The sequence below is a fragment of the Pseudomonas sp. PDM14 genome (genome assembly GCF_014851905.1).
In the GTDB taxonomy this organism is placed as follows: Bacteria; Pseudomonadota; Gammaproteobacteria; order Pseudomonadales; family Pseudomonadaceae; genus Aquipseudomonas.
On the sequence record NZ_JACVAQ010000003.1, the window covers coordinates 287,347 to 308,438 of the forward strand.

Below are 21,092 nucleotides of genomic sequence, written 5' to 3' on the forward strand. Positions count from 1 at the left end.
GTGTGTCGTCCTCAGAAGCCAGTCGGTGCTTGTTTGTGCCAGTCAGAAACTTGTTGGTACTGATGGGCGACATTCAGCAGGCGACCTTCCTGGAAGTAGGGCGCAAGCAGTTGCACGCCAACCGGCAGACCGTCGACGAAGCCGGCGGGCATGGACAGGCCGGGGATGCCGGCCAGGTTGGCGGTGATGGTGTAGATGTCTTCCAGGTAGGCCGACACCGGGTCTGCATTCTTCTCGCCAAGCTTCCAGGCCAGGTTCGGCGTGGTCGGGCCGAGGATCACGTCGACGTCGTTGAAGGCGGCGACGAAGTCATTCTTGATCAGGCGGCGGATCTTCTGCGCTTTCAGGTAGTAAGCGTCGTAGTAGCCGGCGGACAGTGCGTAGGTGCCGACCATGATGCGCCGCTTCACTTCTGCGCCGAAGCCTTCACCGCGCGAGCGCTTGTACAGGTCTTCGAGGTTGACTGGGTTCTCGCAGCGATAGCCGAAGCGCACGCCGTCGAAACGCGACAGGTTGGAGCTGGCTTCTGCCGGGGCGATCACGTAATAGGCGGGAATCGCGTGCTGCATGTTCGGCAGGCTGATCTCCTTGACCGTGGCGCCGAGCTTTTTCAGCTCCTCGACCACGGCCAGCACTGCGTCAGCGATGCGGCTGTCGAGGCCGGCACCGAAGTATTCCTTCGGCAGGCCGATGCGCAGGCCGGTCAGCGGCTGCTGCAGGGCGGTGAGGTAGTCGTCCACTGGCTGGTCGACGCAGGTACTGTCCTTGGCGTCGAAGCCGGCCATGGCTTGCAGCATCAGCGCGCAGTCCTCGGCGGTGCGCGCCAGCGGGCCACCCTGATCGAGGCTGGAGGCGTAGGCGATCATGCCCCAGCGCGAAACACGGCCGTAGGTCGGCTTGATCCCGGTGAGGTTGGTGAAAGCTGCCGGTTGGCGGATCGAGCCGCCGGTGTCGGTGCCGGTGGCCGCCGGGATCAGGCGCGCGGCAACGGCCGCGGCGCTGCCGCCGGAGGAGCCGCCCGGTACGCGGGACAGGTCCCAGGGGTTCTTCACCGCGCCGTAGTGGCTGGATTCGTTGGCCGAGCCCATGGCGAATTCGTCCATGTTCAGCTTGCCCAGGGTCACGGCACCGGCAGCAGCGAGCTTGTCGACGGCGGTGGCGTCGTACGGGGCCTCGAAGCCGCTGAGGATCTTCGAGCCGCAGCTGGTCAGCACGCCCTGGGTGCAGAACAGGTCCTTGTGGGCGATCGGCGCGCCGAGCAGGGCGCCGGTCTCACCGTTGGCGCGACGGGCGTCGGCGGCCCGGGCCTGGCTCAGGGCCAGCTCTTCGGTGACGCTGATGAAACTGTTCAGTTGCGGATCGAGTTCGGCGATGCGTGCCAGCAGGGTGCGGGTCAGCTCTTCGGCGGAAAACTGTTTGGCGTCGAGGCCGCGGGCGATCTCGGCGAGGGTCAATTGATGCATGGGAAACCCTTTCCTTCTATTCGATGACTTTCGGCACGAGGTACAGGCCGTCCTGTACGGCGGGCGCGATGGCCTGGTAGGCGTCGCGCTGGTTGGTCTCGGTGACCGCGTCGGCGCGCAGACGCTGAGTGGCTTCCAGCGGGTGGGCCAGCGGCTCGATGCCATCGGTGTCGACTGCCTGCATGGCGTCGATCAGACCGAGAATATTGTTGAGGGTCTCGGTGGTTCGTGGAACATCGGCCTCGTTCAGGCCCAGGCGGGCGAGATGGGCGATCTTTTCCACGTCGGAGCGTTCAAGCGCCATCGGGATTCTCCAGGGAGAGGGGCGGGTGACCTAGGGGAGGCAGGTGGGAACGGATGTCGCACACAGCGGTCGAACGCCGCGAATTGTGGGCCGTAAGGCCCGGAAAAGCAGGCAATTTAGCACAACACGCGCCTTGCCCAAAAGGCTGGTCGTTGTTAGAGTTTGCCGCACTTTTTTACCCAGCGTTTTCTCCACGCTCTGCCTAGGGTTCTTATCCCATGTTCAAGAAACTGCGTGGCATGTTCTCCAGCGATCTGTCGATCGACCTGGGCACGGCCAACACCCTTATTTATGTGCGCGAGCGCGGCATCGTTCTCAACGAGCCGTCCGTGGTGGCCATTCGCACCAGCGGCAACAACCAGAAGAGCGTGGTCGCCGTCGGCACCGAAGCCAAGCGCATGCTCGGCCGTACGCCGGGCAACATCGCCGCCATCCGTCCGATGAAAGACGGCGTGATCGCTGACTTCAGCGTCTGCGAAAAGATGCTGCAGTACTTCATCAACAAGGTTCATGAAAACAGCTTCCTGCAGCCGTCGCCGCGCGTACTGATCTGCGTGCCGTGCAAATCGACCCAGGTCGAGCGCCGCGCCATCCGTGAATCGGCCCTCGGTGCCGGTGCCCGTGAAGTGTTCCTGATCGAAGAGCCGATGGCCGCTGCCATCGGTGCCGGCCTGCCGGTCGAAGAGGCCCGCGGTTCGATGGTTGTCGACATCGGTGGCGGTACCACCGAGATCGCCCTGATCTCGCTGAACGGCGTGGTCTATGCCGAATCCGTCCGCGTCGGTGGCGATCGCTTCGACGAAGCCATCATCACCTACGTGCGCCGCAACTACGGTTCGCTGATCGGCGAGTCCACTGCCGAGCGCATCAAGCAGGAAATCGGCACCGCCTACGCCGGTGGCGAAGTGCGTGAAGTCGACGTCCGAGGCCGCAACCTGGCCGAAGGCGTTCCGCGCAGCTTCACCCTCAACTCCAATGAAGTCCTCGAAGCGCTGCAGGAATCCCTGGCGACCATCGTCCAGGCGGTCAAGAGCGCCCTCGAACAGTCGCCGCCGGAGCTGGCCTCGGACATCGCCGAGCGCGGCCTGGTGCTGACCGGTGGTGGCGCGCTGCTGCGTGACCTGGACAAACTGCTGTCGCAGGAAACCGGTCTGCCGGTGATCGTCGCCGAAGACCCGCTGACCTGCGTGGCGCGTGGCGGCGGCCGTGCGCTGGAGATGATGGACCGTCACACCATGGACCTGCTTTCCACCGAGTAAGCCAGACGTGGTACAGCAAAGCCGGAAGCCTTCTTCCGGCTTTCGGTTTTGTGGGGGCGGCACAGTCGCTCCCCACCGGGATTTCCGCCGTTGACTCCGACCATGTCCTAGGGGACCTGCCATCAAGCCGCTATTTGCCAAGGGACCGTCGCTGGGCGTACGACTGCTGGTGCTGGTCGTGCTCTCGGCTGTGCTGATGGTCGTCGATGCGCGTTTCGAGGTGCTGCAGCCGGTGCGCGCGCAGATGGGCCTGCTGGTCAAGCCGGTGTACTGGCTGGCGCGCCTGCCGGTCACCCTGTGGGACAGCGCCACCCAGGAGCTGAGCAGCCGCAGCGAACTGACCGCCGAGAACGAGAAGCTGAAGACCGAGGCTCTGCTGCTGCAGCGCCGCCTGCAGAAGCTTGCTGCGCTCACCGAGCAGAACGTGCGCCTGCGCGAGCTGCTCAACTCCTCCGCGCTGGTCGAGGAAAAGGTCATCGCCACCGAGCTGATCGGCATCGACCCCAACCCCTTCACTCACCGCATTCTCATCGACAAGGGCGAGAAGGATGGCGTGTTCCTCGGCCAGCCGGTGCTCGATGCCCGCGGTCTGATGGGCCAGGTGGTCGAGGTCATGCCCTACGCCGCCCGTGTGCTGCTGCTCACCGATGCCAGTCACAGCATTCCGGTACAGGTCAATCGCAACGGTCTGCGCGCCATCGCCGCCGGCACAGGCAACCCCGAGCGCATGGAGTTGCGCCACGTCGCCGACACCGCGGACATCAAGGTTGGTGATCTGCTGGTCAGCTCCGGCATGGGCCAGCGCTTTCCCGCCGGCTACCCGGTGGCGACCGTCAGCGAAGTGATCCACGATTCCGGCCAGCCGTTCGCCATCGTCCGCGCCGTGCCGACCGCCGCCTTGAACCGCAGCCGCCACATGCTGCTGGTGGAAACCGACCGCCGCAGCGCCGAAGAGCGCGCCACGGCCGCCGCCGAGGCGCAGCAGGCTGCCGACAGTGAAGCCGGCACCGACGGCGCGCAAACCCCGGCGAACCCCGAGACGAATGCCCCGGCGGCTCCGCCTGCTGCACCAGCCGCTGCCCCGGCCGCGCCTGCCGCCCAACCTGCAGCGCCGGCCACTAACCAGGAGGCTCGCTGATGGTGGGTTCACGTCCCCGCAATGGCTGGCTGATCTGGTTCAGCCTGGCGCTGGCGCTGCTGCTCAGCGTGGCGCCGATGCCCAAGTTCATGGAGATCGGCCGTCCGCTGTGGGTTGCGCTGTTCCTCACCTACTGGACGTTGGCGGTGCCGCATCGCGTCGGCATGGCCTCGGCATGGATCTTCGGCCTGCTCGCCGATGTACTCAACGGCACGTTGCTGGGGCAGAGCGCGCTGGTGCTGACGTTAATCATCTTCCTCGTGCTGTCGTTGCACCGGCGCCTGCGCATGTTCCCCATGTGGCAGCAGAGCCTGGTGCTGCTGGTGGTGTTCGGCCTCGCCCAGCTGGTGCAGCTGTGGCTCAACGCGCTGACCGGCAACCGTCAGCCGACCCTGGAATTCGTCTTCCCGGCGCTGGTCAGCGCCTTGCTCTGGCCCTGGGTGTTCGCCATCCTGCGTGGGCTGCAACAGCGCTTCGGCGTGCACTGATCCGGTCGCGGGCCTGCCGCGACCGCCACACTTCGACAGGGAGCTGTCTGCATGGCCACGCTTTACCTGGCCTCGGGGTCGCCCCGCCGCCGTGAATTGCTCACCCAGATCGGTGTGCCCTTCATCACGCTTAGTGCCGCCATCGACGAAAGCCCATTGCCCAACGAGCCTGCGCATGGCTATGTAGAGCGCCTGGCGCTGGAAAAGGCGCGTGCCGGCCTGGCCACTCTGGCCCTGGCGGGCGATGCCGTGGTGCTGGGGGCCGATACCGCCGTGGTGCGCGACGGGCAGATTCTCGGCAAGCCGCAGGACCGCGCCGAGGCGTTGGCGATGCTGGCGTCGCTCTCGGGACGTGAACACCAGGTGCTGACTGCGGTCGCATTGGTCAGCGCCACGCGCAGCAGCGCCCAGGTGGTGACCAGTCAGGTGCGTTTCCGCCCGCTGCAGCCCGGCGAAGCCGAGGCCTATTGGGCCAGCGGCGAGCCGCAGGACAAGGCGGGCAGCTATGGTATTCAGGGGTTGGCGGCGATTTTCGTCAGCCAGCTGCAGGGCAGCTATTCGGCAGTGGTCGGGCTGCCCCTGTGCGAGACCGCGCAGATGCTCAACGAATTCGCAATTCCGTGCTGGCAGTCGTTGCCGGTCAACAGTTAAGAAGTGGCCGCAGCGTTCGAGCGGTCGTTTCATCGCGCAGAGTGGGATGCATGAGCGAAGAGATCCTGATCAACATCACGCCGATGGAGTCGCGCGTGGCGGTGGTGGAAAACGGTGTCCTGCAGGAAGTGCACGTCGAGCGCACCCAGCGCCGCGGTATCGTCGGCAACATCTATAAAGGCAAGGTCGTGCGTGTGCTGCCCGGCATGCAGGCGGCCTTCATCGACATCGGCCTGGACCGCGCGGCGTTCATCCATGCGGCGGAAATCTCCACCCGCGAAGGCAGTGCCGTGGAAAGCATCAGCGCGCTGGTGCACGAAGGCCAGAGTCTGGTGGTGCAGGTGACCAAGGACCCGATCGGCAGCAAGGGCGCGCGCCTGACCACGCACCTGTCGATCCCTTCGCGCTACCTGGTGTACATGCCGCGCACCGCCCACGTCGGCATTTCCCTGAAGATCGAGGACGAAGCCGAGCGCGATCGCCTCAAGCGCGTGGTCGCCGAATGCGTGGCCGCCGAGGGTATCGAGGAGATCGGTGGTTTCATCCTGCGCACCGCCGCCGAAGGCGCGGGGGCCGACGAGATCCTCGTCGACATCCGCTACCTGCGTCGCCTGTGGGAGCAGATCGCCGGGCAGATGCAGACGGCGAAGACGCCGACCGTGATCTACGAGGACCTCAGCCTGGCGCTGCGCACCCTGCGTGACCTGGTCAACCCGAAGATCGAGAAGATCCGCATCGACTCGCGCGAGACCTTCCAGAAGATCACCCAGTTCGTCGACGAACTGATGCCCGAAGTCTCCGACCGTCTAGAGCACTACCCGGGCGAGCGGCCGATCTTCGACCTGTACGGCGTCGAGGACGAGATCCAGCGCGCCCTGGAGCGCAAGGTGCCGCTCAAGTCCGGCGGCTACCTGGTGGTCGACCCGGCCGAGGCGATGACCACCATCGACGTCAACACCGGCGCCTTCGTCGGCCATCGCACCCTCGAAGAGACCATTTTCAAGACCAACCTCGAGGCCGCCACGGCCATTGCCCGCCAGCTGCGCCTGCGCAACATCGGCGGGATCATCATCATCGACTTCATCGACATGGAAGACGAAGAGCACCAGCGTCAGGTCCTGCGCACGCTGGAGAAGCAGCTCGAACGCGACCATGCCAAGACCAACATCATCGGCATCACCGAGCTGGGCCTGGTGCAGATGACCCGCAAGCGCACCCGCGAGAGCCTCGAGCAGGTGCTGTGCGAGCCGTGCAGCAGCTGCCAGGGTCGCGGCAAGCTGAAGACCCCGGAAACCACCTGCTACGAGATTTTCCGCGAGATTCTGCGCGAGGCGCGAGCCTACCAGGCACTGGGTTATCTGGTGCTGGCCAACCAGAAGGTGGTTGACCGTCTGCTCGACGAGGAGTCGGGCAACGTCGCCGACCTGGAGGCCTTCATCGGTCGCACCATCAAGTTCCAGGTCGAGACCATGTACTCCCAGGAGCAGTACGACGTGGTGCTGCTCTGAGATGCGGCTGATCATGCCACGGCGCTGCGCCGCATGAACCGTCTGGGTCGTCTGCTGGTCACCCTGCTGCGCGGTGCGCTGGGGCTCTGCGCGCTGGTACTGGTGCTCGCCGCGCTGTATGTCAGCCTGGGCCGCGAGCTGGTGCCGCTAGTGGCCGAGTACCGAGACGAGGTGCAGGCCAAGGCTGCCACCGCGCTGAACATGCCGGTCAGCATCGGCAGCCTGGAAGGGCGCTGGCGCGGCGGCTCGCCCTTGCTGCTGGCGCACGACGTGATGATTGGCAGCGGCGCCAGCAGCGTACGCCTGGACCAGGTGCGTGTGGTGCCGGATGTGCTCGCCAGCCTGCTGGCGCGCAAGCCGCGGATCGCCCACCTGCAGGTCGACGGCCTGCAGCTGAGCGTGCGCCAGGACGAGAGCGGCGCCTGGCGCGTGGAAGGCCTGCCGACGCGCGATCCGAGCGCGCCGATGGACCCGCAGAAGGTGCTGCAGGGCATGCAGGTGATCGAGCGCCTGTCGCTGCTCGACAGCCAGATCACCCTGGAACCCTTCGAGCAACCGCCGCTGAGTTTTACCTACGCCAACCTCACCCTGCGCAACGGCCCCACGCGCCAGCGCATCGATGCCCGCCTGCTGCTGCCGGACGGCCAGCCGCTGGCGCTGCGCCTGCGCAGCCGGCTGCAGCCCGCGGAGTGGCGCAACAGCGAGGCCGAACTGTACGTCAGCCTGCCGCAGAGCGAATGGGCGCGCTGGCTGCCCAAGGGCCTGACTCGCGACTGGCGCCTGCAGAAGCTGCAGGCCGGCGGCGAGTTCTGGCTGGACTGGAAACAGGGCCAGGTGCAGCGCGCGGTGGCCCGTTTGCATGCCCCCGAACTGGTGGCCGGCTATGCCGAACGCAAGCCGGTGGAGATGCAGGACCTGGTGTTCAGCAGCTATTTCACCCGCACCGAGAGTGGCTTCGACCTGCTCTTCGACTCCCTGGCGCTGAGCCTGGGCGAGACCCGTTGGGGCGACGTGAAACTGGCCGTTGCGCACCGCCTGGCCGCAGGCGAGGAGGACGAGCGCTGGCGCATCACTGCCGATCGCCTGCAGCTCGACCCGCTGGGCGGGGTGATCCAGGCCCTGGCGCCATTGCCGCCGACCGGTGCCGAAGCGCTGCAGGCGCTCAACCCGCGCGGCACCCTGAGCAACATTCAGCTCGACGTGCACCCGACCCGAACCGACGCCAAACGCGTGCAGTACTTCGGCAACCTGACGCGCGTAAGCATCAGCCCGTGGCATGGCATTCCCGCCGTGGAGAACGTCAGTGGCAGCGTGGTCGGCGACATCGAGGACGGCGAAGGGCGTTCGGTCAGCGAGAATTTCGGCCTGCATTTCGACCAGCTGTTTCCCGAGATCTGGCGCTATCGCCAGGCCGCCGCACAGATCAACTGGCACTACGACGCCGAGGGCCTGACCCTGCGCAGCCCGTATCTGCAGGTCGTGGGCGAGGAGGGGCGGATCGCCGGCGACTTCCTCGTGCGCCTGCTCAAGGACCCGGAGCGCGAGGACTACATGGACCTGCGCGTCGGCATCCGCGACGGCGATGCCAAGTTCACCGGCAAGTACCTGCCGACCCTGTCGCCGGGCATGAGCCCCAAGCTCAGCGAGTGGCTGAACACGGCGATTCGGGGCGGCAAGGTCGACGAAGGTTATTTCCAGTACCAGGGCTCGCTGGCCAAGGGCGCGGACGCCGCTTCGCGCGCGCTCAGCCTGTATTTTCGCGTGCACGATGCCGAGCTGGCGTTCCAGCCGGGCTGGCCGGCCCTGCGTGACGCCCGTGGCGAAGTGCTGATCGAAGACAGTGGCGTGCGGGTGCGGGCGCCGCATGGGCTTCTGCTGGAGAGCCAGGTCAGCGATGTCGATGTCGCGGTGCCGCACGTCGACGCGGGGCAGACCAGCCGCCTGTTGATCACCGGCAACCTGCAAAGCAGCGTGCCCGATGCGCTGAAGATCCTGCAGGAAACGCCGCTGGGCACCGCCGACGTGTTCGCCGGCTGGAGTGGCGACGGCGCGCTGCAGGGCAAGCTCGACCTGAACATTCCGCTGGTGCAGGGCCAGCCGCCGGCGGTGAAGGTGGACTTTGCCAGCGACAACGCCAACCTGAAACTGAGTACGTTGAATCTCGACCTGCGCCAGATCAAGGGTGATTTCCGCTACGACACCGCGCGCGGTCTCAGTGCGCCGGATATCCGCGCCCAGGTGTTTGGCCGTGCGGTACGCGGCAAGGCACTGGCCGAGGGCAGCGGCGGCAAGGCGCGCAGCCGCGTCGAAGCCAATGGCCGCGTGCCGCTGAAGGATCTCGCAGGCTGGCTTGGGGCGACCAAGCCGTTGCCGCTCGCGGGGGAAGTGCCCTATGCGCTGAACCTGGTGTTGGACGGTGCCGACAGCCAGCTGCGCATCAACTCCGACCTCAAGGGCCTCGCCGTCAACCTGCCGGCCCCGTACGGCAAGAGCGCCGAGCAGAGCGTGCCGACCAGTTGGCGCATGACCCTGCAAGGCGCCGAGCGCCGCTACTGGCTGAACTACGGTGAGCTGGCCAAGCTGGCCTTCGCCTCGCCCGCCGGGCAGATCATGGAAGGCCGCGGTCAGTTGCGCCTCGGTGGCGGCGACGCCAGCCTGCCGGGCGGCAAGGGATTGCGTGTCGACGGCAGCATCAGCGAGCTGGACTGGAATGCCTGGCAGGCTGCGGTCAAACCCTATACCGGCGAGCAGACCGCGCGCCCGGCCATGCAGGTGTTCCGCGGCGCGGACCTGCGCATCGGCCACTTCGTCGGCCTTGGCCAGGACCTCAAGGACCTGTCGCTGCAACTGGCGCGGGGCGATGGCACCTGGTCGCTGGACCTGGACAGCAGCCTGTTGCAGGGCAATGTCCTGCTGCCCGATGCCAAGGCGGCGCCGATCGTGGTCAACCTGCAGCGCCTGTCCTTTCCGCCGGCGAGACCACCGAGCGAGGAACAGGCGCCAGACGAGCCCGACCCGCTGGCCAGTTTCGATCCGCGTCAGGTGCCTGCCGTGGACGTGCGCATCGACCGCGTGTTGCAGGGCGATCAGCTGCTCGGTGCCTGGTCGCTGAAAGCGCGTCCGAATGCCAACGGCGTGGCCTTCAGCGAGCTGTCCATCGACCTCAAGGGCCTGTTGCTCAAGGGCAGCGGTGGCTGGGAGGGCGCACCCGGTTCGACGACCAGTTGGTACAAAGGGCGCATGGAGGGCAAGGACCTGAGCAATGTGCTGCTCGCCTGGCACTTCGCGCCGAGCGCGACCAGCAAGCGTTTCCGTGTGGATGCAGATGGCCGTTGGCCCGGCTCGCCGGCCTGGTTCAGCCTAAAGCGCTTCAGTGGCAGCCTCGATGCCAGCCTGCGTGACGGCCAGTTCGTCGAGGTGCAGGGTTCGGCAACGGCGCTGCGGGTGTTCGGCCTGCTCAACTTCAACTCCATCGGCCGGCGCCTGCGCCTGGACTTCTCCGACCTGCTTGGCAAGGGCCTCAGTTACGACCAGGTGAAGGGCGTGCTGGTGGCTAACAACGGCGTGTTCGTCACCCGCGATCCGATCAAGATGGAAGGACCGTCCACCGGTCTGGAGCTCGACGGCACCCTGGACATGGTCAAGGACCGTATCGATGCCGAACTGCTGGTGACGCTGCCGGTAACCAACAACCTGCCGCTGGCAGCGTTGATCGTTGGTGCCCCGGCAATCGGCGGCGCGCTGTTCGTCGTCGACAAGCTGCTGGGTGATCGCGTCGCGCGTTTCGCCAGCGTGCAGTACAAGGTCGAAGGCACGATGAAGAACCCCGAGATCACCTTCGACAAGCCGTTCGAGAAACCCCATTGAGGTGATGCCGGCTGACATGGGGTAGCATGCAGGCATCACCCAGTCGGTAGTGTTCATGTCGCTCGCCGTGATTCAGATGGTCAGCCAGGACGATGTGCTGGCCAACCTTGCCACCGCTCGCCGCCTGCTCGAACAGGCCGCGGCCGATGGTGCGCGCCTCGCCGTGTTGCCGGAAAACTTCGCCGCCATGGGGCGTCGCGACCTCGCCCAGCTCGGGCGTGACGAGGTCGCCGGCCTGGGGCCGATCCTGCCGTGGTTGAAACAGACCGCGCGCGACCTCAGGTTATGGATAGTGGCCGGCACGCTGCCATTGCCGCCCGATGACCAGCCCGCCGGCAAGGCCCACGCCTGTTCCCTGCTGGTCGACGAGCACGGCGAGCGCGTGGCGCGCTACGACAAACTGCACCTGTTCGATGTCGACGTGGCCGACTCCCGTGGCCGCTACCGCGAGTCGGACGACTACGCCTTTGGTGCGCGCGTGGTGGTCGCCGATACCCCGGTCGGCCGCCTGGGCCTGACGGTGTGCTACGACCTGCGCTTCCCCGAGTTGTACAGCGCCTTGCGCAGCGCCGGTGCGGAGCTGATCAGCGCGCCATCCGCGTTCACCGCGGTGACCGGCGCGGCGCACTGGCAGGTGCTGGTACGTGCCCGCGCCATCGAGACCCAGTGCTACCTGCTGGCGGCGGGGCAGGGCGGCACTCATCCCGGCGGCCGGGAAACCTACGGCCACTCGACCATCGTCGACGCCTGGGGACAGGTTCTGGCCGAGCAGCCTCAGGGCGAGGCGGTACTGCTGGCATCACGTGACGCCAGCGAGCAGGCGGCGATCCGCCAGCGCATGCCGGTGGCGGGCCACCGACGATTTTTTGCCCCGGCCGATCCAGGGCCGGCGCCTACGGAGACGTTATGAGTGACATGTTGTTATCGGTCAGCGATCACCTGCTGGCCCCCGGCGGTCTGAGCATCGAGCAGTTGCCGAGCATTCTCGGCGAGCTCGCCGGCCCCGGCATCGATGCCGCCGACCTGTACTTCCAGAGCCAGATCACCGAGAGCTGGGTGCTGGAGGATGGCATCGTCAAGGAAGGCAGCTTCCACCTCGATCAGGGCGTCGGCGTACGCGCGCAGTCCGGCGAGAAGACCGGTTTCGCCTACAGCAATGCGATCACCGCCGATGCGTTGAGCCAGGCGGCATGCGCCGCGCGCTCGATCTCGCGTGCCGGCCAGGAAGGCCGCGTGCAGGCCTTCAGCAGCCCGGCGATCACCCCGTTGTACGCAGCGGACAACCCGCTGGAAGTGCTTGATCGGGCGGCCAAGGTCGAGCTGCTCAAGCGCATCGACGTGGCCACGCGGGCGCTCGATCCACGGGTCAAGCAGGTCACCGTCAGTCTGGCCGGCGTCTGGGACCGTATCCTCGTCGCGGCCAGCGACGGCAGCCTGGGTGCCGACATCCGGCCACTGGTGCGCTTCAACGTCAGCGTGATCGTCGAGCAGAACGGTCGCCGCGAGCGTGGCGGTCACGGTGGTGGCGGGCGGACCGACTACAACTACTTTCTGGCAACCGGCGGCCTCTCCGAGGACCGCGCCATGGGCTATGCCCGCGAGGCGTTGCGTCAGGCGCTGGTCAATCTCGAGGCGCAGCCGGCACCCGCCGGGACCTTCCCGGTGGTGATGGGCGCCGGCTGGTCCGGCGTACTGCTGCACGAGGCGGTCGGTCACGGCCTGGAAGGCGACTTCAACCGCAAGGGCAGCTCCAACTACAGCGGCAAGGTCGGCGAGAAGGTCGCCTCCAGCCTGTGCACCATCGTCGATGACGGCACCCTGGCCGGTCGCCGCGGTTCGCTGAGTGTCGACGACGAAGGCACGCCGACCAGCTGCACCACACTGATCGAGAACGGCGTGCTCAAGGGCTACATGCAGGACAAGCTGAACGCCCGCTTGATGGGCGTGGCGCGTACCGGCAACGGTCGCCGCGAGTCCTACGCGCACCTGCCGATGCCGCGCATGACCAACACCTACATGCTTGCCGGAGAGAGCGACCCGGAAGAAATCATCCGCTCGGTGAAGAAGGGGATCTACTGCGCCAACCTCGGCGGCGGTCAGGTCGACATCACCAGCGGCAAGTTCGTCTTCTCCACCAGTGAGGCCTACCTCATCGAGGACGGCAAGATCACCGCGCCGGTCAAGGGCGCGACCCTGATCGGCAACGGCCCGGAGGCGATGAGCAAGGTGTCGATGGTCGGCACCGACCTGGCCCTGGACAGCGGTGTGGGCACCTGTGGCAAGGACGGGCAGTCGGTGCCGGTCGGCGTCGGCCAGCCGACTCTGAAGATCGATGCGATTACCGTCGGTGGCACGGGTAGCTGAGGATGGCTCGGTCGGGCTGCAGGCGTTGCCTGCTAACCCGATTTGCAGGGTTAACGCAGGCCGCGCTGGGTTTCGTCCAGGTCGCGGATGTATTTGAAGACCTTGCGCGCGGCGGCTGGCGGTTTGTTCCGCGCCGCTTCGTGCTGGGCATGACGGATCAGGCTGCGCAGGTGCTGGCGGTCGGTTTCCGGGTAATCGACGACGAAGCTTTCCAGCGTGGTGTCGTCACCGGTGATCAGGCGGTCGCGCCAGCGTTCGAGGTTGTGGAAGCGCTCGTTGTATTCGCGGGTGGAGCTGTCGACCTGGTCGATCAGGGCGAGGATGCCCTCGACGTCCTGTTCGCGCATGAGCTTGCCGATGAACTGGACGTGGCGCTTTTTCGCCGCATTGGCCGTGTGTTTCGGCGCTTCGGCCAGGGCCTTGCGCATGGCATCGGTGAGCGGCAGCTTGGCCAGCAGGTCGGGCTTGAGGGTGGTGAGGCGCTGACCGAGGTCCTGCAGCGCATGCAGCTCGCGCTTGACCTGGGTCTTGCTCTTCTCGCCGGAGAAGTCGTCGTCGTAAGAATCAGCCATGGGGGCGGTCCAGAGGGAAACGCCGCCATGATAACGAGTCGGGGGTTGCCTGTCCCTGTTCCCGCAGCGGCGGGGAGGGTTCCCCATCAGTGGAGTGCAGCATGAGTTCAGCAGATAGCGTAGGCCCGCAGGCGTTGCCGGCCTTGCAGGCTCAGGTCGAACAGATCATCGCCGAAGCGCGCCGCCAGGGCGCCAGTGCCTGCGAAGTTGCCGTGTCAGTGGAGCAGGGCCTGTCCACCACGGTGCGCCAGCGCGAAGTCGAGACAGTCGAATTCAACCGGGACGAAGGCTTCGGCATCACCCTCTACGTCGGCCAGCGCAAGGGCTCGGCGAGCACCTCTGCCACCGGCGAGGCAGCAATTCGCGAAACCGTCGCCGCGGCCCTGGCCATCGCCAAGCACGCCTCGGAAGACGATTGCGCCGGTCTCGCCGACGCGGCGCTGATGGCCCGCGAACTGCCGGACCTGGACCTCTATCACCCCTGGTCGGTGACGCCCGAGCGCGCCATCGAACTGGCCCTGAGTTGTGAGGACGCCGCATTCGCCGCCGACCCGCGCATCAGCAATGCCGACGGCACCACCCTGAGTACCCACCAAGGCTGTCGCGTGTACGGCAACAGTCACGGCTTCATCGGCGGCTACGCCAGCACCCGGCACAGCCTCAGCTGCGTGATGATCGCCGAGGGTGAAGGGCAGATGCAGCGAGACTACTGGTACGACGTTAATCGCCAGGGCGAGCTGCTCGCCGACCCGCTGTTGATCGGCCGCCAGGCCGCGTCTCGTACGGCGGCACGCCTGGGTGCGCGCGCGGTGCCGACCTGCGAAGTCCCGGTGCTGTTCGCCGCGGAGCTGGCCACCGGGTTGTTCGGCAGCTTCCTCGGTGCGATCTCCGGCGGCAACCTGTACCGCAAATCCTCGTTCCTCGAAGGTGCTCTGGGGCAGCGTCTGTTCCCCGAGTGGCTGACCCTCGACGAGCGCCCGCTCATCCCGCGGGCGATGGGCAGTGCGACCTTCGACGGCGACGGCCTGGCAACCTATGCCAAGCCCTTCGTCACCGATGGCGAGCTGGTGTCCTACATCCTCGGCACCTATTCCGGGCGCAAGCTGAACCTGCCGAGCACGGCCAACTCCGGCGGCGTGCACAACCTGTTCGTCAGCCATGGCGACGAGGACCAGAAAGCGCTGATCCGCCGCATGGGGCGCGGCCTGCTAGTCACCGAGCTGATGGGCCACGGCCTGAACATGGTGACCGGCGACTACTCGCGCGGTGCTGCCGGTTTCTGGGTGGAGCGTGGCGAGATCCAGTTCCCGGTCCAGGAAGTGACCATTGCCGGCAACATGCGTGACATGTTCCGGCAGATCGTCGCCGTTGGCAGCGATCTCGAGCTGCGCGGCAACATCCGCACCGGCTCCGTGCTGATCGAGAAGATGACCGTCGCCGGCAGTTGATCGCTGCCGCTGCGACACCACCGCACGCCGTTCCAGGCGTGCGGTGAGGCTCCCGGGCACTCGCTGCGGGTGCCGATCCTTCCTTCCCTGAGTGTTTCTCCGTTCGTCACGGTGTGGTCGGTACGTGCGGTTTCTTCGTGCAGTCCTACAATGTATTGATTATTCTTATCAAATAAGAATTAATATCGTTTCATTGTGCTGAGGCTGTGCCATGGCGTTTCGCTCCCGTAATTCGCCGTGCCTGGACTGCTGGTTCTGGCAGGGTTTTCGTATCCGCTGCGCGTTGCTGCCCGACGAGCCGCGCCTGCTGGAGCTGTACTGGGCGCAGGGTCGGGAACTGGTCGAGCACGGCCTGCTCGGGCCGTGGCGGATGTCGCTGACCACCCTCAATCTGCTCCTCGATACCGCCTGCGATGCCGCACTGCCCTGGCACTGGCGCAGCCTCTGCCTCGATCACGCCTACCGCTCGCTGTATGCCCTGCAACACCTCGCTGCAAGCCGTCGCCAGCAACACAGCCTCAATCGCCTGCGCAACCGCCTGGCCACGCTGCACCTGCAGCCCTCCCTCACATCATCTGAACTGGCAGAAGGAAATCCGTATGAATGAGTCCCGCATCGAACACGACAGCATGGGCGAACTGGCGGTCCCCGCCGACGCGCTGTACGGCGCACAGACCCAGCGTGCGGTGAACAATTTCCCGGTGTCCGGGCAGCGCATGCCGGCCGCATTCATTCGTGCCCTGATCCTGGCGAAGGCCGCGGCGGCGCGGGCCAACGTCGACCTGGAACAGATCAGCCCGGCGCTCGGCGACGCCATCGCCGCCGCCTGTCAGCAGTTGCTGGATGGCGACTTCATGGCGCACTTCCCGGTGGATATCTTCCAGACCGGCTCGGGTACCAGCTCGAACATGAATGCCAACGAAGTGATCGCCACCCTTGCCAGCCGCATCCTCGGCGACAAGGTCAATCCCAACGACCACGTCAACTGCGGCCAGAGCAGCAACGACATCATCCCCACCACCATCCACGTCAGTGCTGCCATCGAGATCCACGAGCGCCTGTTGCCGGCCCTCGGCCACCTGCTGACCGTGCTCTGCGAAAAATCCTTGGAAGTGCAGCCCTATGTGAAGACCGGTCGCACCCACCTGATGGATGCCATGCCAGTGCGCATGAGCCAGGTACTCGACGGCTGGGCGCAGCAGATCCAGGCCAACATCGAGCACCTGCGCATGCTCCTGCCGAGCCTGCAGGCCCTGGCCCAAGGCGGCACGGCCGTCGGCACGGGGATCAACGCCCACCCGCGCTTCGCCGAATGCTTCTGCGCCGAACTCAAGGGGTTGGCCGGCCAGCCATTCACTCCTGGCGCCAACTTCTTCGCCCTGATCGGCTCGCAGGACACCGCCGTGGCCGTCTCCGGGCAACTGAAAACCACCGCCGTGTCGCTGATGAAGATCGCCAACGACCTGCGCTGGATGAACTCCGGGCCGCTCGCCGGCCTCGCCGAGATTGAACTGGAAGCGTTGCAACCGGGCTCCTCGATCATGCCGGGCAAGGTCAACCCGGTGATCCCGGAAGCCACCGCGATGGTTGCTGCTCAGGTGATCGGCAACGACGCGACCATCGCCATCGCCGGGCAGTCGGGCAACTTCGAGCTGAACGTGATGCTGCCGGTGATCGCGCAGAACCTGCTGCACAGCATCGAGTTGCTGAGCAATGCCAGCCGCCTGCTGGCCGATCGCGCCATCGCCAGCTTCACCGTCAATCAGCCGAAGCTGCGCGAAGCATTGGAGCGCAACCCGATCCTGGTGACCGCGCTGAATCCGCTGATCGGCTATCTCAAGGCTGCCGACATCGCCAAGCAGGCCTACAAGCAGGGTCGACCGATCATCGAGGTCGCGCTGGAGCACACCGACCTCAGCCGCGAGCAGCTCGAACAGCTGCTCAATCCGGAAAAACTCACTGAGGGCGGCCTGTAAAGGCGCACTCATCAAACCACGCCAGCGAGGAGGCGGATCGAATGGAGCATTGGAAACGAACCATCGAGACGGGTAATCGCTGCTTCCACGGCGGCGATTGGGTCGCCGCACGCGAACACTACCTGCAAGCCCTGGCGGAAGCGCAGTTGCTGCTCGAACGCTGGGGCGACGCCGAGTCGATCGTCGCCGCCTTCGTCATTTCCCACCATAACCTGGCTGACCTGCACTTGCGTCTCGGCCAGCCGGAAGAGGCGGCCGAGAACCTCTGCGCCAGCCACGAACGTCTGCTGCAGGCCGCGGCCAATCCCGATCTGCCGCCGACCCTGCGCGACGTGGCGCTGCGCCACAGCCGCCGCACCTACACCGAATTGCTGCACTTCATCAGCGAGTACGGCGCCTATCCACGAACCGATCGCCTGCTCGGCCACGCGCCGAAAGTCGACCGGTTGGTAGCGCCCAGCCGTCACTAAAGGAGCTAGACCATGCCGCACAGCCTGCCCCCATTGCCCTATGCCTACGACGCCCTGGAGCCGCATCTTGATGCGCAGACCATGGAAATCCACCACAGCAAGCACCACCAGACCTACATCAACAACCTCAATGCGGCACTAGAGGGCAGCACCTGGGCCGCACTGCCGGTCGAGGAACTGCTCCTGCGTCTGGCCGAAGTGCCGGCGAACCTGCAGGCCGCGGTGATCAACCAGGGCGGCGGGCACGCCAACCACAGCCTGTTCTGGCTGGTGATGTCACCGCAGGGCGGTGGTGAGCCACAGGGCGAGCTGGCGGGCGCAATCGACAGTCATTTGGGTGGTTTTGCTGCGTTCAAGGAAGCCTTCACCAAAGCGGCGCTGAGCCGTTTCGGCAGTGGCTGGGCCTGGCTCAGCGTGACCCCGGGCAAGACCCTGGTGGTGGAGAGCAGCGCCAACCAGGACAGCCCGCTGATGCACGGCAATACGCCGATCCTCGGGCTGGACGTGTGGGAGCACGCCTACTACCTGCGGTACCAGAACCGCCGCCCGGAATACATCGGTGCGTTCTACAACGTCATCGATTGGGCCGAGGTCGCTCGCCGCTATCAGGCCGCCCTGGCCTGATAAATCGCCGCCAGCCGAGGCCGGGAGGCCGTAGCACAGTTGAATCTAAGGGTGTTCATGCGAACCTTGCTGCAGAGTTTTTCCAACACCAACAGTCGCACCCTGCGCTATGTGCTGGGATTCACCGTGGTGCTCAGCGGCAGCACGCTGCTGCTGATGCAGGCGGCTGCGGCCACGCTGGTCATCGAGCCGCAACTGTGGCGGGCGCTGCAGGGCGGCATGCTGTGCGCGCTGGGCACGGCGCTCGGTGCGCTGCCGGTGCTGTTCATGCGCGGGATCTCCGTGCGCATGACCGACACCCTGCTCGGCTTCGGCGGCGGGGTGATGCTGGCGGCCACGGTATTCTCCCTGCTGATTCCGGCGCTGGATGCGGCGGGTGACCTGGGCTTCACCAAGTGGGGTGCCGGCTTTCTTGCCAGCCTCGGTGTGCTGATCGGCGCCAGCGCGCTGTTCGGCCTTGGTCGGCTGCTGCCGCAGCCGAATCTCGAGGTGCGTGAGGATGGCCGTCAGCCGATTCCGCCGCGGATCTTGTTGTTCGTCATCGCCGTGGTCCTGCACAACATTCCCGAGGGCATGGCGGTCGGCGTGTCCGCGGGTGCCGGTTTGCCCGGTGCCGACAGCCTGGCGATGGGCATTGCGCTGCAGGATCTGCCGGAAGGGTTGATCATTTCCCTGGTGCTCGCCGGTGCCGGCATGGGGCGCGGCAAGGCGCTGCTGATCGGCGCGGCGTCAGGGCTGGTCGAGCCGGTGTTCGCCGTGCTGTGCGCCTGGCTGGTCGGGGTGTCGGCGCTGCTGCTGCCCTGGGGATTGGCGCTGGCGGCGGGGGCGATGCTGTTTGCGGTGACTCACGAGATTATCCCCGAATCCCATCGCAAGGGCTTCGAGGCAGAGGCCAGCATGGGCCTGGCGGCAGGGTTCTGTCTGATGATGGTGATGGACACCGCGCTGGCCTGAGTCGGCTGGCGGCGGGGGAGGCGAGGATTACTCGCCTTCGTCGAACTTGTTGTTGATCAGCTCGATCAGCGCATTCAACGCGTTGTCATCCTGCTCGCCTTCGGTGTGCAGGTGCAGGGTGGTGCCCTTGCCGGCGGCCAGCATCATCACCGCCATGATGCTCTTGCCGTCCACCAGGCTCTCCGGCGAACGGCCGGCGCGGATCTGGCAGGGAAAGCGCCCGGCCACGCCAACGAACTTGGCCGCTGCACGGGCATGCAGGCCGAGTTTGTTGATGATGGTGATTTCACAGGCAGGCATTGCGCAGGGGATCCTTAGTGTAGGTCTCGATGGCGAACCTGGACGTTCTTCAGGGTCGGCTTGAGCGCTTCGCCCAGGCGGTTGGCCAAGTATACCGAGCGGTGATGACCACCGGTGCAGCCAATCGCGATGGTCACGTAGGCGCGGTTGCTGGCAGCGAAGCGCGGCAGCCATTTGCTCAGGTAGGCGTGGATGTCCTGGTACATCTCCTCGACATCCGGCTGCGCCGCGAGGTACTCGGCCACCGGTTGTTCCAGGCCGGACATTTCGCGCAGATCGGGCTTCCAGTACGGGTTGGGCAGGCAACGCACATCGAATACCAGGTCGGCGTCGACCGGCATGCCGCGCTTGAAGCCGAACGACTCGATGAGAAACGCGGTACCCGGCTCCGGCTTGTTCAGCAGGCGCAGCTTGATGGTGTCGCGCAACTGATAGAGGTTCAGGTGGGTGGTGTCGATCTTCAGGTCGGCCAGGTCGGTGATCGGTGCGAGCAGCAGCTCTTCATCACGGATGGCTTCGGCCAGGGCACGGCTTTCGTTGGTCAGCGGGTGGCGCCGGCGGGTCTCGGAGAAGCGCTTGAGCAGGGTCTCCTCATCGGCATCCAGATAGAGCACGTCGCAGACGATATGCCGGGCGCGGACTTCCTCGAGCAGTTCTGGGAAGCGCCGCAGCTGGCTGGGCAGGTTGCGCGCGTCGATCGACACGGCCACTTGCGGGTGCATCAGTTCGGTTTGCAGCAGGGCGCTTTGCGCCAGCTCGGGCAACAGGCCGGCGGGCAGGTTGTCGATGCAGTAGAAACCGTTGTCCTCCAGTACATCGAGGGCGGTGCTCTTGCCCGAGCCGGAGCGACCGCTGACGATGATCAGGCGCATGACCGCGCTCCTACTGGCCGTTCTGCACGTCGACGACGACCCGGTAGAGATCCTCGCTGCTCTGCGCCTGACGCAGGCGTTCGCGCACATCGGCGCGGTCGAGCATGCTGGCGATCTGCCGGAGCAGTTCGAGGTGCTCGTCGGTGGCCGCTTCCGGCACCAGGAGAACGAACAGCAGGTCGACCGGTGCACCGTCGATGGCGTCGAAATCGACCGACGCTTCCAGACGCAGCACGGCGCTTATCGGCGCAGTACAGCCGGGCAGGCGGCAGTGGGGAATGGCGATGCCGTTGCCGAAGCCGGTGGAGCCGAGCTTTTCACGGGCAATCAGGCTTTCGAAGATGTCTTGCCCATCGAGGTCAGGCAATTCACGCGCAACCAGGTTGGCAATCTGTTCTAGAACGCGTTTTTTACTGCCGCCCGGCACGTTCACGAGGGAACGGCCGGCGGTCAGGATGTTTTCGAGTCGGATCATGTGTGGGTAGGTATCAGCGGGCTGCGGCGCCTTGCAGGCGACCCAGCTGCTTTTCCTTGTGCTTGATCAGTTGGCGGTCGAGTTTGTCGGCGAGCAGATCGATCGCCGCATACATGTCTTCGTGTTCTGCGTTGGCGACCACTTCGCCTCCGGCGATGTGCAGGGTCGCTTCGATTTTCTGTTTGAGCTTCTCGACCTCCAGGGTCACCTGCACATTGGTGATCTTGTCGAAATGGCGCTCCAGCCGGCTGAGTTTCTCGCCGACATAGTCGCGCAGGGCGTCGGTCACATCCAGTTGATGTCCACTGATGTTGACTTGCATACCGCTTCTCCTTGTTGCCGTGTGTAAGAGACAGGCT

The 21,092-nt window shown here is 65.8% G+C and carries 21 protein-coding genes; 14 read left to right on the plus strand and 7 right to left on the minus strand.

Annotated features, from left to right (window positions below; genetic code table 11):
- Positions 1-11 precede the first annotated feature (11 nt).
- Together gatA and gatC are read right to left on the minus strand one after the other, a co-directional pair.
- Positions 12-1,463 (minus strand): Asp-tRNA(Asn)/Glu-tRNA(Gln) amidotransferase subunit GatA, encoded by a 1,452-nt coding sequence (gatA, locus tag IB229_RS20955; protein WP_192331877.1) that lies wholly within the window; start codon positions 1,461-1,463, stop codon positions 12-14.
- Between the two features lie 16 nt (positions 1,464-1,479).
- Positions 1,480-1,767: an Asp-tRNA(Asn)/Glu-tRNA(Gln) amidotransferase subunit GatC gene (gene gatC, locus IB229_RS20960; RefSeq protein ID WP_192331878.1), complete on the minus strand. Its 288-nt coding sequence runs from the start codon at positions 1,765-1,767 to the stop codon at positions 1,480-1,482.
- A gap of 218 nt (positions 1,768-1,985) precedes the next feature.
- Between gatC and mreB the strand changes: the two genes are divergently transcribed.
- The 8 genes from mreB (at position 1,986) to tldD (ending at position 13,042) form a co-directional block, all read left to right on the plus strand.
- The gene (mreB, locus tag IB229_RS20965) at positions 1,986-3,026 is read left to right on the plus strand and encodes a rod shape-determining protein MreB (RefSeq protein ID WP_192331879.1); all 1,041 of its coding nucleotides are present in this window, start codon (positions 1,986-1,988) and stop codon (positions 3,024-3,026) included.
- Positions 3,027-3,147: 121 nt separating this feature from the next.
- Complete coding sequence (mreC, locus tag IB229_RS20970; protein ID WP_192332028.1) at positions 3,148-4,164, plus strand: rod shape-determining protein MreC; 1,017 nt, start codon at positions 3,148-3,150, stop codon at positions 4,162-4,164.
- Positions 4,164-4,652: a rod shape-determining protein MreD gene (mreD, locus tag IB229_RS20975; protein ID WP_192331880.1), complete on the plus strand. Its 489-nt coding sequence runs from the start codon at positions 4,164-4,166 to the stop codon at positions 4,650-4,652. The genes mreC and mreD overlap by 1 nt, the downstream gene beginning before the upstream one ends.
- Positions 4,653-4,703: 51 nt before the next feature.
- Positions 4,704-5,303: a Maf family protein gene (locus IB229_RS20980; protein ID WP_192331881.1), complete on the plus strand. Its 600-nt coding sequence runs from the start codon at positions 4,704-4,706 to the stop codon at positions 5,301-5,303.
- A gap of 50 nt (positions 5,304-5,353) precedes the next feature.
- Positions 5,354-6,811: a ribonuclease G gene (gene rng, locus IB229_RS20985; RefSeq protein ID WP_192331882.1), complete on the plus strand. Its 1,458-nt coding sequence runs from the start codon at positions 5,354-5,356 to the stop codon at positions 6,809-6,811.
- Between the two features lie 33 nt (positions 6,812-6,844).
- Positions 6,845-10,678 carry a YhdP family protein gene (locus IB229_RS20990; RefSeq protein WP_192331883.1) on the plus strand — a complete coding sequence of 1,278 codons (3,834 nt, stop codon included), beginning with the start codon at positions 6,845-6,847 and terminating at the stop codon, positions 10,676-10,678.
- Between the two features lie 55 nt (positions 10,679-10,733).
- The gene (locus IB229_RS20995) at positions 10,734-11,588 is read left to right on the plus strand and encodes a carbon-nitrogen hydrolase family protein (protein ID WP_192331884.1); all 855 of its coding nucleotides are present in this window, start codon (positions 10,734-10,736) and stop codon (positions 11,586-11,588) included.
- Positions 11,585-13,042 carry a metalloprotease TldD gene (gene tldD, locus IB229_RS21000; protein WP_192331885.1) on the plus strand — a complete coding sequence of 486 codons (1,458 nt, stop codon included), beginning with the start codon at positions 11,585-11,587 and terminating at the stop codon, positions 13,040-13,042. Before IB229_RS20995 ends, tldD begins: the two co-directional genes overlap by 4 nt.
- Before the next feature lie 50 nt (positions 13,043-13,092).
- On the opposite strand, the gene yjgA is transcribed toward tldD, so the two are convergent.
- The gene (gene yjgA / locus IB229_RS21005) at positions 13,093-13,614 is read right to left on the minus strand and encodes a ribosome biogenesis factor YjgA (protein ID WP_192331886.1); all 522 of its coding nucleotides are present in this window, start codon (positions 13,612-13,614) and stop codon (positions 13,093-13,095) included.
- A gap of 101 nt (positions 13,615-13,715) precedes the next feature.
- Here yjgA and pmbA point away from each other — a divergent pair, with 101 nt between their 5' ends.
- The 6 genes from pmbA (at position 13,716) to IB229_RS21035 (ending at position 19,086) form a co-directional block, all read left to right on the plus strand.
- A complete protein-coding gene (pmbA, locus tag IB229_RS21010; RefSeq protein WP_192331887.1) occupies positions 13,716-15,062 on the plus strand; it encodes a metalloprotease PmbA in 1,347 nt (448 codons plus the stop codon).
- Positions 15,063-15,273: 211 nt separating this feature from the next.
- The gene (locus IB229_RS21985; RefSeq protein WP_225579282.1) at positions 15,274-15,669 is read left to right on the plus strand and encodes a FagA protein; all 396 of its coding nucleotides are present in this window, start codon (positions 15,274-15,276) and stop codon (positions 15,667-15,669) included.
- Complete coding sequence (locus IB229_RS21020) at positions 15,662-17,038, plus strand: class II fumarate hydratase (RefSeq protein WP_192331888.1); 1,377 nt, start codon at positions 15,662-15,664, stop codon at positions 17,036-17,038. Before IB229_RS21985 ends, IB229_RS21020 begins: the two co-directional genes overlap by 8 nt.
- Positions 17,039-17,079: 41 nt before the next feature.
- A complete protein-coding gene (locus IB229_RS21025) occupies positions 17,080-17,508 on the plus strand; it encodes a hypothetical protein (RefSeq protein WP_192331889.1) in 429 nt (142 codons plus the stop codon).
- Between the two features lie 12 nt (positions 17,509-17,520).
- Complete coding sequence (locus IB229_RS21030) at positions 17,521-18,132, plus strand: superoxide dismutase (RefSeq protein WP_192331890.1); 612 nt, start codon at positions 17,521-17,523, stop codon at positions 18,130-18,132.
- A gap of 57 nt (positions 18,133-18,189) precedes the next feature.
- Positions 18,190-19,086 carry a ZIP family metal transporter gene (locus IB229_RS21035; protein WP_192331891.1) on the plus strand — a complete coding sequence of 299 codons (897 nt, stop codon included), beginning with the start codon at positions 18,190-18,192 and terminating at the stop codon, positions 19,084-19,086.
- A 27-nt stretch (positions 19,087-19,113) separates the two neighbouring features.
- On the opposite strand, the gene IB229_RS21040 is transcribed toward IB229_RS21035, so the two are convergent.
- The 4 genes from IB229_RS21040 to hpf are packed head-to-tail and all read right to left on the minus strand — an operon-like array spanning position 19,114 to position 21,055.
- The gene (locus IB229_RS21040) at positions 19,114-19,386 is read right to left on the minus strand and encodes an HPr family phosphocarrier protein (RefSeq protein ID WP_192331892.1); all 273 of its coding nucleotides are present in this window, start codon (positions 19,384-19,386) and stop codon (positions 19,114-19,116) included.
- Positions 19,387-19,400: 14 nt separating this feature from the next.
- A complete protein-coding gene (gene rapZ / locus IB229_RS21045) occupies positions 19,401-20,258 on the minus strand; it encodes an RNase adapter RapZ (RefSeq protein ID WP_192331893.1) in 858 nt (285 codons plus the stop codon).
- 10 nt (positions 20,259-20,268) lie between these two features.
- The gene (gene ptsN / locus IB229_RS21050) at positions 20,269-20,733 is read right to left on the minus strand and encodes a PTS IIA-like nitrogen regulatory protein PtsN (protein WP_192331894.1); all 465 of its coding nucleotides are present in this window, start codon (positions 20,731-20,733) and stop codon (positions 20,269-20,271) included.
- 13 nt (positions 20,734-20,746) lie between these two features.
- Positions 20,747-21,055, minus strand: coding sequence for a ribosome hibernation-promoting factor, HPF/YfiA family (gene hpf, locus IB229_RS21055; RefSeq protein WP_192331895.1), 309 nt, complete (start codon positions 21,053-21,055; stop codon positions 20,747-20,749).
- Positions 21,056-21,092 lie beyond the last annotated feature (37 nt).